Below are 14,422 nucleotides of genomic sequence, written 5' to 3'. Positions count from 1 at the left end.
GGTGTTCACCGTCCTGGCCGCGCTGACCGCGATGATCATCGGCTGACCCGTGGCCCGCGACTACTTCTGCCCGCGCTGTCTGGAGCGCATCACCGAGGACGCCGTCGTCTACCGCACCCACGACGGCGAGCAGGTCGAGCGGCCCGAGACGGTCTACCAGCGCGGCTTCCGTGCCTGGGCCGACGCGGTGTGGCGCGGCGACCCGGCTCCGCTCTACCAGGTCGATCCGAAGGTCCAGGCCGAGCAGCACGCCCGCGGCGTCCACCTCGTCTGCCCACGCGGCCACCGGATCCCGCGACAGGCCTTTCGGATCCCGTCGGTGGTCGTCGGCCTGATCGGCGAGACCTCGGCGGGCAAGACGGTCTATCTCGGGACGCTGCTCGAACAGCTCGACCGCGGTCGGTTGCTCCCCTATCTGTCGTTCGACGCCGACGAGTTCACCGAGTCGCTGACCGAGGAGGTCTTCGGCGACTTCTACCGCTACGGGTCCGTCCCGCAGGCCACCGCCCCCGGACGCGGCGACGTCCAGCGCGAGGCGCTCACCCTGACCGCGCGCGCCGAGGGACGGGACCGGTTCTACCTCTCGTTCTTCGACGCCTCGGGTGAGCAGAACACCCGTCGGCACCACGGCACCGACAACCGGTTCCTGTTCGCCGCCGACGTGGTGATGCACCTGATCACCCCGGACGCGCTCGGGCTCGCCCCGCGGACCGCCGCCCGCCGGCAGGACCAGCGGCAGACCTGGCACTCGACCCACGCGGCGATCAAGGCGGCCGCCGACGTCGCGCAGCCGCAGACCCACGCCGCGGTGATCATCGGGAAGTCCGACGACATCGACCCGGCGGCGATCGACATGCTCACCGACGCCCGGTCCGACCTCGACTACGGCGGCGGGCTGACCCTGCTCCGCGCCTACCAGGTGATCGAGCAGGACTCGCACTACATTCGGGACGTGCTGCGCTCGATCCCCGACGGCAAGGTGCTGGTCGACCGGATCGAGGGCGCCTACGCCAGCGCCAGCTATCACCTGGTCTCGGCCACGGGTGAGCCCGCCGACATCTACCAGAACCGTTTCCTGCAACGGAACCCGCAGCGCGTCGTCGATCCGTTGCTCGCCTCGCTGGTGGCGGCCGGCATGCTCGACGCCCGAGAAGGACGGCGGGTCCTGCTGTGACCGGGACGGTGCCGGCGCGGTCGGCGACCCCCGAGCTGCGCACCGTCGTCTGCGCCCAGTGGCGCTACACCTGGGCCGAGCGGCGGCTCGACGGCCGCGGCGCCGGGTTCGGGGTGGTGGTGCGGTCCGTCGACTGGCCCGCCGGTCTCGAACCCGGCCAGGCCGACGGCACCGTGACGGGCGCGCGGGCCGGGCTCGACCTCGCCGACCTGCTCACCCACCTGTCCGCGGCGGCACGCCGCGGTCCCGACGAGCACGCGGTGCCGCTGGTCGCGCACCGACGGGTCGGCGGCGGGTCGCTGCTGGTGGCCAAGCGCGCCGTCGGGACCGACGGCGCCGGGCGCCCCGGCAACTACTGCGTGCACGCGCTCTACGACCCGACCGGGACGCTGGGGTCGCTCGACCTGCCCGCGCTGGTCGACGGCGGGGTGTTCCGACTCGAGCGCGACGTCGACGTCGACCCCGACGGCGAGGCCGACGCCGTCCGGGTGGCCGCGCCGGTGCGCTGGCGCGTCGAACCGGCCCCGGAGATCGACGGCGACGCCGGGTCGGACGACGCCACCGGGCCGCACGGGCCCTGGGGCAGCGGTCCGCTCCGGCCCGACCGCTACGAGGACTGGCCGCAGCTGCTGGCCGGACTGACCCGGCGGCTGCCGGCCGACCTGGTCAACCGGCTCGAGGTCGACGCCACCGACGACCGGGAAGGCGGCGCGCGCCCCGGGGCGATCGACGACGCGGTCGCCCGGTTCGCCGACGCCGTCGAGCTCGGGATCACCGACCACGACGTCTGGTGGCAGCGACTCTCGCGACCCGTCCCGGACTGGGAGCGCGAGGCCGAGCGGTTCGTGATGATGACCCAGCCGGTGAGCAAGGTCGCCGACGGGTGGCTCTGGGCGCGCTGGGACGAGGCCACCGCGCGCGGCCGGACGCTGGTGACCAACGAGCTGCTCCGGAGGCCCAGGCTGGCCGCCGACGCCGACGCGGTGACCGAGCTCCGACGCCGCCGCCCGCTGCTCGACGCGATGATCGACACCGCTCCCCGCGGGACCGCCCGGACCCGCACGGCGGCCGCCCGGTGGGTCGGCGCCGCCGGCGACGACCAGGACGTGGTCGATCTCGCCGCCGCGCTGCTGCCCACCGACACCGGGCTGCCGACCCAGCTCCGTCCCCGGCTGCAGACCCTCGAGCCCGACCGGCTGCCGCTGCCGTTGGCCCGGACGGTGGCCGAGCAGCTCGACGGTGCGGAGCCGATGGCCGCCGCCTGGCGCCGCTGGTGCCTGAGCCTCCACCTGGCCCGGCAGCCGACCTGCGCCCACGCCGAACAGCTGGTCCGCTCGAGCCCGGACGACGAGCTGATCGCGGCGCTCCGGGCCCGGCCGGCCGGCGCCTCGGTGGACACCGCCTGGGACCAGCTCGCCGACGCCGTCCCGACGACGCGGGCCGCCGCCCTGTTCGCGCGGTCCGACCCGGAGACCGCCGAGGCCCTGCTTCGTCGCCCGCTCGACGCCGCGGTCACCGCGCCGGCCGGACCGGGCGACACGGTCGGCAGCGCCGGGCCCCTCCGCTGGATCCCGCAGCTGGCCCGCACCCTCGACTGGGCGGACTGGCCGGCCGGGCTGCTGCTCCGGCTCGCCGGCTCCGAACAGGCACTGCGGCGGCAGCGGCGCGCCCTGCTGATCGCGGTCGCGGTGCTGCTGGTCGCGGTGGTGGTGCTCGCCGTCCTGCTGGCCGTGCTGCCCGGGCCCACCGCCCCTCGCTGAGGCGCAGGTCTCGTTGACAGCGCAGACCCCCACCCCTAGCGTTGGGAAAGCGATTACCCATCGACGACGAGGGAGCCCGGCCGTTCCATGATCTTGATCGCCATGGCGGAGCCGATGCTGTCCCGGTTCTTCGACCCGGAGCGGCGCGCACGACTGGCCGCGCTCGGCGAGGTGCGGCTCGCGCCCACCCCCACCGATCTGCTGGATCCCGCGACGAGCGTGCTCCTGCCCGACACCGAGGTGATCATCACTGGTTGGGGCAGCGGTCGGGTCGGGCCCGAGGTGCTCGACCTGGCCCCCCGGCTGCGGGCGGTGGTGCACAGCGCGGGCTCGGTCCGGGCGTTCGCCGACCCGGTCTGCTACGACCGCGGGGTGGTGATCTCGTCGCAGGCCTGGGCGAACGCACTCCCGGTCGCCGAGTACACCCTGGCCGTGATCCTCCTCGCCGCGAAGCGGGTGCCCGAGCTGACCCGGGCCTACCGGGAGCGGCGACGCCGGCCCGACAACCACGCGTTCCTCGGTGAGCGTGGCGGCTACGGAGCCCGGGTCGGGCTGATCGGCGCGTCGATGGTCGGCCGCCGGGTGATCGAGCTGCTCGCCCCGTTCGACCTGCGGGTCTCGCTGGCCGACCCCACGCTGACGCCGGCCGACGCGGAACGGCTCGGCGTCACCCTGGTCGACCTCGACACCCTGATGCGCGACAACGACGTGGTCAGCCTGCACGCGCCCTGGCTGCCGAGCACCGAGGGCATGATCGGCGCCCGCGAGCTCGCGCTGCTGCCCGACGGCGCCACCTTCGTGAACACCGCCCGGGGCGCCCTGGTCGACGAGGCCGCCCTGATCACCGAGCTGGAGCGGGGCCGGATCGAGGCGGTGCTCGACGTCACCTGGCCCGAACCCCCGGCGGACGACTCGCCGCTGTGGAGCTTGCCCAACGTCACCCTCACCCCGCACCTCGCCGGCGCCGCGGGCAACGAGCTCCGTCGGCTCGGTGCCTCCGCCGTCGACGAGGTGGCCCGGGCTCTCGCCGGTGACCCACTCGTCCACGCCGTTAGCCGGGAGCGCTATGACACCGTCGCCTGAGCCGTTCCCCTTCGACCGCCACCCCGACGACGTCTCGCCATGGTGGTTCTGGCGCCGCGCCGACCATGATCAGCAACGACGCCAGCTCGAGCTCCAGCGGCTCGCGGTGGAGGCCCGACCCGGCTGGCAGCTCGGCGACCGGGTCTTCCTCAGCGAGCTCGCCTCGATCCAGAACGAGGTGCTGGTGCTCGGCGACCGCAGCTACGTGGCCGCGCACGCGTACCTCAGCGACGAGCTGCGCGCCGGACGGGACTGCACCATCAACGCCTACAGCGTGGTCCGTGGCCGGGTGCAGCTCGGCGACGCCGTCCGGATCGGCGCGCACACGTCGATCCTGGCCTTCAACCACACGATGACCGACCCGGACGTCGAGGTCTTCCGGCAGCCCGGCACCACCCGTGGCATCACCATCGGCGACGACGTCTGGATCGGGTCCAACGTGACCATCGTCGACGGCGTCACCGTCGGGTCGAAGGCGGTGCTGGCCGCCGGGGCGGTGATCAGCAAGGACGTCCCCGCCGGCGCGGTGGTCGGCGGCAACCCGGCCCGGGTGATCAAGTGGCGGGTCCCACCGACCGGGTCCCCGGCCGGCGCGGGCGCAGAGGATCCGTTGGCGCGCCGGGTGACGGCCTGGGCCGAGCGGGCGCGGGCCCAGATGCCTGCCGTGCTGGCCCGCAGCTGGTCGCCCGAGCTGCCCGGCGGGCAGTTCGTCGACCGTCCCGGACACCGTCCGACCGTCCGCGCCCAGTGCGACGCGATCGAGATCGCCGACCTCTGGCTCGGGACCGCGCCGACCCAGCTCCCGGCGGACGTGCAGGCCGACCGGCTGCGCGGCTGGCAGGACGCGCGGACCGGGCTGGTGCCCGAGCTCGACCTGGCCGGTGAGCCGGACGGGGTGCCCACCGACTGGCACGACCACGCCGCGGCCTACCACGTGCTCTGCGTCGGCTACGCTCTCGACCTGCTGGGTAGCGCGTTCCCCGAACCGATCCATGCCGTGGCCGACCGGAGTGCCGAGGAGCTCGCCGAGTTCCTCGACGGTCTGCCCTGGGTCGAGCGGGCCTGGAGCGCGGGCAGCTGGGTCGACATGATCGGCACCGCGCTGCGGTGGAACCTGCCCCGCGGGGTGACCGCCCGGCCCGGCTTCGTCGAGACGTTGTTCGGCTGGATGGAGCTGCACGCCGACCCGGGGACCGGGATGTGGGGTGCGGCCCGCGCCGAGGACGGGATGCTCCAGCCGGTCAACGGCTGCTATCGCGCCACCCGCGGCACGCTGGCGCAGTTCGGCGTCCCGCTGCGGTACCCGGAGCGGGTGATCGACACCGTGCTCGCGCACAGCCGCGAGGACCGGTTCTTCGCGCCCGCGCGGCAGAACGCCTGCAACGTGCTCGACGTCGCCCACCCGCTCTGGCTGGCGGCGAAGCAGACCGCCCACCGCCGCGACGAGATCGAGACGCTGGCCCGCCGGCTGCTCGGGGACGCCGTCGGCCACTGGATCGACGGTCAGGGCTTCGGCTTCGAGGCCCCGCACCCGGGCGCCCCCGAGCCGGGTCTGCAGGGCACCGAGATGTGGAGCGCGCTGATCTGGCTGCTCGCCGACCTGTGCTGCCTGGCCGACACCCTCGGCTACCGCCCCCGCGGCATCCACCGACCGGAACCCGCCCTCACCCTCTGAGCCTTGCCCGTGCCCTGAGCCCGTCGAAGGGCTGGCTCCTGCCCTGAGCCCGTCAAAGGGCCAACCACGTGCCCTGAGCCTGTCGAAGGGCCACACTTCGACAGGCTCAGTGCGCGAGAGAACAGTACCCTGAGCACTCCCAACCACGTGCCCTGAGCCCGTCGAAGGGCTCGCGCCCTGAGCCTGTCGAAGGGCCCGCGCCCTGAGCCTGTCGAAGGGCCGTTCAGCCGAGGTCGAGCCGGTGAGTCCGACCGTCGGGCCAGCGCACCGTGACCACCGCAGCCTCGACCACCACCGACGGCAACGCCGCCTCGGCCTCCCGCTGGTCGAGGACCACCGCGGCGACGTGGACCTGGTCACCCGCACCGGCGTCGGTGATCACGTAGGGGACCACCAGGCTCTCACCGTAGGGATTGGCCACCTCGTGCACCGCGGACCGCACGGCCAGCCCCGCAGTCAACGGAATCACCGCGCTCGTCAGCGTGCTGTCCTCGGGGAGGGCGAACCCGGAGATCGCCAGCGCGCCGCCGGTCTGGCCCGCCACCCGGACGGCCCGCACCTCGACGCCGTCCCGCAGCACCGACCCGGTGATCAACTCCGGACCCTCGTCCCAGCGTTCGCCGTCGTCGGTCCACCGCGCCCAATGCCGGCTCACCGCGGTGACGTCGTCGATCCGCACCAGCTCGAGCGGCCGTCGGTGTGACCAGCGCCCGCGCTCGTCGGCGACGACGACCTGGTTGTCCACCGGCGCGGTCACGCCGACCGCGAGCGGCACCGGCGCCGCGAGCTCGCTGTAGCCGAACCGGCAGTACTGCGGGTCCTCGACCAGCGGCGCCGCCCCGCTGTGATCGACGCCGTGGTTGACCACCCGGACCAGCCCGTGGTGGCGGCCGACCAGCCAGCCGACCGGTCGCGCGGGCGCGACCCCGTCCGCCGGCTCGGTCTCCGTGTCGGTCCAGAAGCGATGATCACCACCGAGCAGCAGGCCGGCGAACCCGAGGCTGGCCCAGTAGGGCGAGCCCGGCCCCGAATAGCCCTGGCGCATCGGCTCGAACCGACCCCGCCAGCCGAGGCTCAGCACGTCGTCGGCGCCGTACGCCCCCTGCTCGACGAACCACCGCAGCGCACCGCTGCACACCCGACGCAACGCCCCGGGCTCCACGCCGGCTGAGCCGGTCAGGAACACCGGAGCGGCTCCGAACAGCCCGGTGGTGGCGAACCGGTAGACCAGCGAGCGGCCCTGGAACAACGGGGCACCGCTCGCGCCAAACAGACGGACGCCCTGCGGCAGGAAGGCGGCCAACCTCTCGCGATAGACCGCCATCCGGTCGGCCGGGGCCTGGTCGTCGAGGATCCGGCAGTACCAGAGCGAGAACAGGTGCATGACCCAGGCGTTGTACCAATCGACGTTTCCGCCGCGACCGTCCGGACGGCCGTCGGAGTACCAGCCGTCGCCGAGATAGCAGGCGTCGAGCCAGTCGAGGTTGCTCTCCACCTCGTTCTGATCCCACGGACCCCCGACGCTGCGGAGGAAGGCCTGGGTGACGTTCTGGAACCAGCGCCAGTTGTTGTCGCCGTAGGCGGTCCCGATGGACCCGCTGAGCCAGTCGACCAGCCGTTCCTGCACCGCAGCGTCGAGCCGGTCCCAGATCCGCGACCGCGACTCGTGCAGCGCGATCACCAGCGCGGCGGCCTCCACCCGCGCCTGCCGGGTCTCGTCCAGCCGTGGCCAGCGGTCGGTCGCCGAGCCGTCGGGCCCGGCTGTCAGACCGGCGGCGTAGAAGCCGGCGTGGTCGTGCGGGTCGTCGTCGCCGCTGCCCAGCAGGAAGCCCGCGGTCAGGAACGATCGCGCGAACGCCTCGAGCCCGTCGCTGACCGGTCCGGCGTTCGAGGCCGGGCCGGGCAGGGCGAACTGCGCGTGACCCGGGCTCGCCCACCGCCGCAGTGCGAGCAGCGACCGGTCGGCGACCAGCCGGTGGTGATCACGCGTCCACCCGGTGAGCGGCGAGCGGTCGCGGTCCTCGTCGAGGGCCCCGACCGCACCGGCGATCGCCGCGGGCTGGGGTGTGCTCACTTGGGCTGGGCGCCACCCTCGAGCTGGGGCAGGTAGTCGTTGCGCATCTTGTCGCCCACCGAGCTCTTCCAGGTGCTGATCAGCCCGTCGAGATTGCTCATCGGCTGGCGGCCCTGGATGATCTCGTTGACCCCGTCGTTGAAGTTCTTGTCCGCCGTGGCGTTGTCGGTCGCCGCGGTGTTGGAGAACAGACCGGTGGTCGGGTTGGCCCGGCCGGTCGGGATCTCCTTCGACTGGTAGCCGTGCTGGATGTCCGCGTCGCCCGGCCGGCCCGGCTGGTAGATCGTGTACGGGCTGTCGGCCAGGTAGCGGATCGGGAGCACGGTGTTCGCCGTCCCGGTCGCGGTCAGGCTCGGGTTGTTCTTGGCGTCGACGGTGTGGTCGACGCCCTTCTGCCCGAAGAGCCGGTACAGGTACTCGCTGGTGCCGAACGGCGCGGCCAGCCAGTTGAGCACCCGCAGCAGCGTGGTGATCTTGTCCTTGCCGTTGTTCGCGCCGTCCTGCTTCTTGAGCATGGTGAAGGAGAAGATGCCCGAGCCGAGGTGCCAGGGGGCGAGCCCGCTGCCGTCGCGCTTGTACTCCTCCATCAGCCCCAGCTTGAAGCTCGAGTTCGACGCATTGTCGAGGATGTACTGCGTCCAGCCCGGGTAGCCGTCGTGCCCGTTGATCGCGACGGTGCCCGCGTTGAACAGCTGCTTGAACGGCAGTGCGGTGTTGAAGGCGTCGGGGTGGACCACGCCGGCCTTCCAGAACGCCATCATGTCGGTGACGCTCTGCTTGAACTGCTCGGTCTCGTAGGTGTGGGTGAGCGTGCCGTTCTCGTACTTCCAGACCGTCGGCTCGTCGTTCATGCCGGCGAAGATCTGCCGCAGCTGGCTCATCAGACCGAAGGCCCAGCGTCGCGACTTCGGGTCGGTGAGCTCCTTGGCCACGCTGAGCAGCTCGTCGTAGCCCTTGGGGCTGGTCGGCAGGCCCTTGGCCTCGAACAGGTCGGCGCGGATGAAGTTGTAGCTGCCGATCAGTCCGCGCGGGATCGGGATGCCGTAGATGCCGCCGTTGAAGATCGTCGACTTCCAGCTGGCGGTGGGGATGTTGGCGAGATTCGGGTACTCCTTGATCGCGTCGCCGCTCAGGTACTCACTGAGGTTGGTGAACCGCTTGTCGAGCAGCTGCGGCAGGTTGGCCACCGGCGGCGGCGAGCCGTTGGGGGTCTGCAGCATGTCGGGCAGGTCGTTGCCCGCGATCGTGGTGGCGAACTTCGTCGTGTAGTCGGCGTTGCTGACCATCTGCAACTGCAGGCTGGTGCCGAGCCGCTCGTTCAGACCCTGCCAGTAGGAGTTGCGGTCCGGGCCGGGCGGGACGGCGTAGTAGATGTTCGCCATGCCGCTCACCGAGCCGCCGTTGCCGGGCTTCTCCGGCACCACCGACGGGTTGTCGGTCGGGAAGTAGCGGAACGCCGGGTCGACGCCGGCGTCGGTGCCGGGCAGGTCCGGCTTGACCCCCTGGTAGCGGACGTAGGTCGGCAGCTTGACCGAGTCGTTGACGGTGGCCGAGTTGGCCTCGTCCGAGGACGACTTCGAGCAGCCGGCGAGGCCGGTGGCACCGAGCAGGGCGGCGCCGCCGGCCCCGGCGAGCAGCCGGCGACGGGTGACCTGGAAGGCGGACATGGACATCTCCTTTGACGAGCGCGAGGCCTGGCGGACGAGAGCAGGGACGGAAGGGCGGCGGTCTCAGCCCTTGACGGCGCCGATGAGGACGCCCTTGGCGAAGTGCCGCTGGATGAACGGGTAGACGACGAGGATCGGGACGATCGCGATCACGAGGATCGCCATCTGGAGCGACAGCTGTGGCGGCAACACCTCGGTGGCGCCGATCTGGTCGCCGCCGATGGTGGTCTGGTTGACCACGAAGGTCCGGAGCACCAGCGCCATCGGCCACTTGTCGGAGGACTGGATGTAGAGCAGGGCGTTGAAGAAGGCGTTCCAGTAGGACACCGCGTAGAAGAGCCCGATCACCGCGAGCACCGCCTTGGAGAGCGGCAGCACGATCCGGGTCAGGGTGGTCAGGCTGGAGGCGCCGTCGAGCGCGGCCGACTCGAAGAGCTCCTGCGGGAGGTCCTGGAAGAAGGCCCGCATGACGATCACGTTGAACGCATTCACCATCACCGGCAGGATCAGCGACCACCAGCTGTCGATCAGGCCGAGCTGCCGGACGACCAGGTAGCTCGGGATGATGCCGGGGGTGAACAGCACCGCGCCCAGCACCAGCAGCAGCATCGGCTTGGCGCCGGCGGCGCGCGGACGCGACAGCCAGTAGGCCAGTCCGGCGGTGGTGACCAGCGAGAGCAGCGTGCCGACCACGGTGATCAGGATCGAGATGATCATGGCCCGGGTGACCACGCCCCCGGAGAGAACCGAGGCGTAGGCCGACAGCGTCACCCCCTTGGGCCACATCACCATGCCGCCGCCGGAGTCGTTGATCGTCTTCTGGTCGGCGATCGAGGTGGCGATGATCGACCAGAACGGGATGATCACCAGGGCGACCGAGATCAGCAGGGCGAGGAACTTGACCAGCTGGACGAAGGGGTTCGGCTTCTCCATCCAGACCGGGCGCTTGCTGGTGCGGGAGCGGCTGGTGGTGCTGTCGCCGATGGTGGCCTCGTCGAGCGAGGGCTGGGTGGTGGTCACTTCTCGTACACCCCTCTCTCGCCGAACAGGTGGGCGAGTTTGTTGGCTCCGATCACCAGTCCGATGCCGACCACGGTCTTGGCCAGGCCGACCGCGGCCGAGGTCCCCCATTCCTGGGAGAGGATGCCGTTGTTGAAGACGTAGGTGTCGAGCACCTCGCTGGCGGGCAGGCCGACCGGTCCCTGCTGCAGGATGATCTGCTCGAAGCCGACCGACAGGCTGTTGCCGAGCCGCAGGATCAGCAACAGGATGAACAGGCCCTTGAGCGAGGGCAGGGTGATGTTCCACATCCGCTTCCACGGACCGGCGCCGTCGACCGCGGCCGCCTCGTACATCTCCTGGTCGATCCGGCTGATCGCGGCCAGGAAGATGATCGTTCCCCAGCCGGCGTCCTTCCAGATCGCCTGCGTGGTCAGCAGGGCCTTGAAGAGCTCGGGGACGCCGATCACCTGGAACATCGGGAGGCCGTTCTGCACCAGGAAGGTGTTGAGCATGCCGGCGTTGCCGAGCATCTGCTGGAACAGGCTGACCACGATCACCCAGGACAGGAAGTGCGGGAGGTAGAGGATCGACTGCAGCAGCCGCTTGAGGCGTTCGCCGGCCAGGCTGTTGAGCAGCAGGGCGATGAAGAGCGGGATCGGGAAGACCAGGACGGTCTGGATCACCGTGAGGATCAGCGTGTTGTAGAGCGCGGTGTAGAACTTCGGGTCCTCGAACATCGCCGCGAAGTTCTCGAAGCCGACCCAGTCGGACCCGGTGATGCCGAGATAGGGCTGGTAGTCCTGGAACGCGATCACGTTGCCGAGCAGCGGCACGTACTGGAAGAGGATCAACGCGATCGCGCCGGGGAGCCCGATGCCGATCAGCAGCTTGTCCCGCGACCAGCGGCTGCCGGTGCCGCCGCGACGGGCGCGGCCGGTGCTGCGCGCGTCCGCGGTGTCCGCGTCCGGCGCGGCCAGCAGCCTCCCGCCGCTCGCCACAGAACTGAGCTCCCGATTGCTCATGACCACCTGATCCACACTGATCCGACGTCGCGTTCGCACCGTCTTGGCAAACGCTTTCCGTTCGCTCGATGCTGCCATGCCCTCATCGGGGCGTCAAGGAGTTGCCGTCGAGTTGCCATCCGGGTGAACGACGCTGGCCGTGCGCGCGCGGTCCAGTCGGTTGGACCGGCGGCTGACTAGAGTGCGAGCCGCCGGACGAGGGAGTTGGCCCGCGGACCACGGGAGTCGCCATGAACGTCGCACGTCGTATCCCTGCTCGCGTCACCGGCGTTGTCGCCGGACTCGGTCTGGTGGCTGCCGGCCAGTGGGCCGGTCCGCTGCCCCGTGCGTCGGCGACGCCGCGAACGATCAACAGCGCGTACGCCGCCGATCCCGGCTTCAACCGCTTCGGCAGTTCCTACTACGTCTACGCGACGGGCAAGGGCGCGAAGGACGTGTTCCCGGTCTTCCGCGGGTCGGCGGCAGTCGGGGGCTACAGCAAGATCGGTCACGCCTTCGCCAGCAAGCCGAGCGGCCTGTCGGCGTTCTGGGCACCCCACGTCATCCAGCGCGGCTCGTCCTACTTCATGTTCTTCACCGCGTCACGCGGCGGCGCCAAGCACTGTCTCTACTACGCGACCTCGACCCGACCGACCGGCGGATTCAGCCTGACCCACGAGCTCTACTGCGTGCGCAACGGGGACGGGAGCAAGAGCACGCGGTGGGAGGCGATCGACCCGTCGACGTACGAAACCGTGGAGGGCAACACCTACCTCGTCTGGCGCAACGGCTGGGTGAAGAGCTTCCCGACCGGCGACTACCGGATCGTCTCGCAGCGGCTGACGTTCTCGGGCCGGAGTGTGCGGTTCACCACCAGCACGCGGCACACGCTCGCGTCGGTCAGCAACGGACCAGTGATGGAGGCGCCGGACGTGATCCGGCACGACCGCAAGCTCTACCTGTTCGTCTCCCGCGGCCGGTTCGACACGAACGACTACCACACGGATGTCCTGGTCGGCTCCACCATCGGCAGCCGGTTCAGCTTCCTCAACCACCTGATGGCCACTAGTTCCACCTTCGGTTACGGCCCGGGCGGCGCCGAGGTGGTCGGCAAGCCGGCCAACAAGGTCTACATCGCCTACCACGTCTGGCAGCGGAGCAAGCCGACCCCGGCCAGCGACGGCGGCAACCGAGTCACCCGCACCGCCGAGGTGGTCTGGGTCAAGGGCAAGCCGCGGGTCCGCTGAGCACATCGGTGGCTCGGTACTTGGCCACCGTTTGGTAACGCTTTCCAGCGCCGGAGTTTTGAGGTTGTTCAAGCTGGCTAAATCGAGCACGCCCCCGACGACCCGCGCTCCACCGCGTGCCGAGCCCGCAAGGAACACCGTGCCCCGACGTTTCGTCCCGCCCCCCAGCTGGCCGACACCCCCGAAGGGTTGGACACCACCCACGGGATGGAAGCCCGATCCCGGCTGGGGACCCGCACCCCAGGGTTGGGTGTTCTGGCGAGAGGAGCGGCGTCCTAGCTGGCTCTCCCGTCACAAGATTATGACGTCAGTCCTGGCGACAGTCGTGCTGTTGGTGGGATTCACCGGCATCACTGCAAACGAGGGCGCTGGCTCTGCCGACAGCGCCGGCGAGGCGACCCAACGAGAAGCCAGTCCGTCCGCGGTACAGCCCACTCGATCGCCGAGTCCAAGTCCGTCACCGAGCGCCAGAGCCTCAGTGTCGACGAAGGCCAGTGCGAGGGCTTCGGCTGAGGCTGCTCGCCGCTCCGCCGCCAAGCAGGCCGCAGCACGGAAGCTCGCTGCCGAAAGGGCCGCGCAGGCGAAAGCCGCGGCGAAGGCGAAAGCGGCGGCGAAGGCTGTCGCGAGGGCCAAGGCGGCGGCACGAGCCGAGGCACTACGCAAGGAAGAGGCCCGGCGAGCGGCCGCGCAGCGCAAAGCAGCGGCCGAGAGACGAGCGGCCGATCGCCAGGCAGCCAGGGAGAGCCGCGAGACTTCGCCAGCTTCCGGGTGCACGCCGGGCTATTCACCCTGCCTGCCACCTGCCTCCGATTACGACTGCGCCGGTGGCTCCGGCAACGGGCCGGCCTATACCGGACCAGTTCGGGTCACCGGCGATGACATCTACGATCTGGACCGCAACGGGGACGGGATCGGTTGCGACTCGTGATCGGCAAGCGAGCTCGAAGTTGCAATGATCTGGTGAAGGGTGGGCCTAGGTGGACTTGAACCACCGACCTCTGCCTTATCAGATCGATCCGGGGCTGTCGGAGCATCACCTCGGCCCAGCGCGATAGGCCCGACTTCTCCTGCGTTGACCGGCTTTGGCCGCGTGGGACATCTGCGGATGGTTGCCGTCATCTGCCGCTGCGCGCAGGTGTCGTGTGTCCCTCTCGTGTCCGCGAGGGTGCGGGCATCCGTCTCCGAGAGGCGGTCGACGAGGCTGTGGACAAAGGTCCGGCAAACCTTCCGTAACGGACCACGGCGTGACTGTCAGCGTACTCTCAGGTCAGGTAGCGTGCTGTCCGGCACCCCCGCCGCCGTTGTCCCCCCGGAGCCGAGCGTGAATCGTTCTGGCGCGAGTCCCGCACTGCACCAGCTGTGCGCCCTGGTCGAGGCCAGCGCGCTGCCTAGCGGTCGCCTGCACCCTGACCGCCTCTGGTCCGGCGGGTTGCCCCCTCATCTCGGCGCTTCGAGGCGCCACGGCCAGCGGGCGATCGCCTGTTGGCTCCCCCCGTTGGAAGGACTGTCCGATGTTCGATGAAGGCAAAGTCCAGACGTTGCTGCTGGCCATCTTCGGCCTGGTCATCATCGTGGTCGGCATCGCGCTGGCCGCGGGAGCGAAACGGGCGCAGTACTCCGAGACCGCTCGGGTCGGCTTCAACACGTTGGTCGCGATCGTAATCGTGGCGATCGGGATGGGTGCGATCGGTTTCGCGGCGTTCGGTCGGAAGATCCTGACCGCTCTCGGCGTCAGCTGA

At 70.7% G+C, this 14,422-nt stretch carries 10 protein-coding genes and 1 tRNA gene; 6 read left to right on the top strand and 5 right to left on the bottom strand.

Annotated features, from left to right (window positions below; genetic code table 11):
• The first annotated feature begins 49 nt into the window (after positions 1 to 49).
• The 4 genes from FHX74_RS06405 to FHX74_RS06390 all read left to right on the top strand — a co-directional run bounded on the left by FHX74_RS06405 (position 50) and on the right by FHX74_RS06390 (position 5,692).
• On the top strand, positions 50 to 1,174 hold the full coding sequence (locus tag FHX74_RS06405) for a TRAFAC clade GTPase domain-containing protein (protein ID WP_182559271.1): 1,125 nt from the start codon (positions 50 to 52) through the stop codon (positions 1,172 to 1,174).
• The gene (locus tag FHX74_RS06400; RefSeq protein ID WP_182559270.1) at positions 1,171 to 2,934 is read left to right on the top strand and encodes a hypothetical protein; all 1,764 of its coding nucleotides are present in this window, start codon (positions 1,171 to 1,173) and stop codon (positions 2,932 to 2,934) included. Before FHX74_RS06405 ends, FHX74_RS06400 begins: the two co-directional genes overlap by 4 nt.
• Positions 2,935 to 3,021: 87 nt before the next feature.
• The gene (locus FHX74_RS06395; RefSeq protein WP_182559269.1) at positions 3,022 to 4,017 is read left to right on the top strand and encodes a hydroxyacid dehydrogenase; all 996 of its coding nucleotides are present in this window, start codon (positions 3,022 to 3,024) and stop codon (positions 4,015 to 4,017) included.
• Positions 4,001 to 5,692 (top strand): acyltransferase, encoded by a 1,692-nt coding sequence (locus FHX74_RS06390; protein WP_182559268.1) that lies wholly within the window; start codon positions 4,001 to 4,003, stop codon positions 5,690 to 5,692. Before FHX74_RS06395 ends, FHX74_RS06390 begins: the two co-directional genes overlap by 17 nt.
• 223 nt (positions 5,693 to 5,915) lie before the next feature.
• On the opposite strand, the gene FHX74_RS06385 is transcribed toward FHX74_RS06390, so the two are convergent.
• The 4 genes from FHX74_RS06385 to FHX74_RS06370 all read right to left on the bottom strand — a co-directional run bounded on the left by FHX74_RS06385 (position 5,916) and on the right by FHX74_RS06370 (position 11,457).
• Positions 5,916 to 7,766 (bottom strand): DUF2264 domain-containing protein, encoded by a 1,851-nt coding sequence (locus FHX74_RS06385; RefSeq protein ID WP_182559267.1) that lies wholly within the window; start codon positions 7,764 to 7,766, stop codon positions 5,916 to 5,918.
• Positions 7,763 to 9,433, bottom strand: a complete 1,671-nt coding sequence (locus FHX74_RS06380; protein ID WP_182559266.1) for an extracellular solute-binding protein — start codon at positions 9,431 to 9,433, stop codon at positions 7,763 to 7,765. Before FHX74_RS06380 ends, FHX74_RS06385 begins: the two co-directional genes overlap by 4 nt.
• Positions 9,434 to 9,496: 63 nt before the next feature.
• Positions 9,497 to 10,453 (bottom strand): carbohydrate ABC transporter permease, encoded by a 957-nt coding sequence (locus FHX74_RS06375; protein ID WP_328823670.1) that lies wholly within the window; start codon positions 10,451 to 10,453, stop codon positions 9,497 to 9,499.
• The gene (locus FHX74_RS06370) at positions 10,450 to 11,457 is read right to left on the bottom strand and encodes an ABC transporter permease (RefSeq protein ID WP_182559265.1); all 1,008 of its coding nucleotides are present in this window, start codon (positions 11,455 to 11,457) and stop codon (positions 10,450 to 10,452) included. The genes FHX74_RS06375 and FHX74_RS06370 overlap by 4 nt, the downstream gene beginning before the upstream one ends.
• Before the next feature lie 290 nt (positions 11,458 to 11,747).
• Here FHX74_RS06370 and FHX74_RS06365 point away from each other — a divergent pair, with 290 nt between their 5' ends.
• The gene (locus FHX74_RS06365; RefSeq protein ID WP_182559264.1) at positions 11,748 to 12,683 is read left to right on the top strand and encodes a family 43 glycosylhydrolase; all 936 of its coding nucleotides are present in this window, start codon (positions 11,748 to 11,750) and stop codon (positions 12,681 to 12,683) included.
• 968 nt (positions 12,684 to 13,651) lie between these two features.
• Here FHX74_RS06365 and FHX74_RS06360 read toward each other — a convergent pair.
• A tRNA-OTHER gene (locus FHX74_RS06360) sits at positions 13,652 to 13,742 on the bottom strand.
• Positions 13,743 to 14,194: 452 nt separating this feature from the next.
• Between FHX74_RS06360 and FHX74_RS06355 the strand changes: the two genes are divergently transcribed.
• Positions 14,195 to 14,422 (top strand): hypothetical protein, encoded by a 228-nt coding sequence (locus FHX74_RS06355; protein WP_182559263.1) that lies wholly within the window; start codon positions 14,195 to 14,197, stop codon positions 14,420 to 14,422.

The sequence above is a fragment of the Microlunatus kandeliicorticis genome, from assembly GCF_014137855.1.
GTDB lineage: Bacteria > Actinomycetota > Actinomycetes > Propionibacteriales > Propionibacteriaceae > Microlunatus > Microlunatus kandeliicorticis.
This window is presented reverse-complemented; position numbering and strand designations above follow the sequence as displayed.

Bases quoted from the DNA above. Each gene is read 5' to 3' on its own strand.
- FHX74_RS06395 (WP_182559269.1), top strand. From the start codon at position 3,022: ATGATCTTGATCGCCATGGCGGAGCCGATGCTGTCCCGGTTCTTCGAC.
- FHX74_RS06390 (WP_182559268.1), top strand. From the start codon at position 4,001: ATGACACCGTCGCCTGAGCCGTTCCCCTTCGACCGCCACCCCGACGAC.
- FHX74_RS06380 (WP_182559266.1), bottom strand. From the start codon at position 9,433: ATGTCCGCCTTCCAGGTCACCCGTCGCCGGCTGCTCGCCGGGGCCGGC.
- FHX74_RS06370 (WP_182559265.1), bottom strand. From the start codon at position 11,457: ATGAGCAATCGGGAGCTCAGTTCTGTGGCGAGCGGCGGGAGGCTGCTG.
- FHX74_RS06355 (WP_182559263.1), top strand. From the start codon at position 14,195: ATGTTCGATGAAGGCAAAGTCCAGACGTTGCTGCTGGCCATCTTCGGC.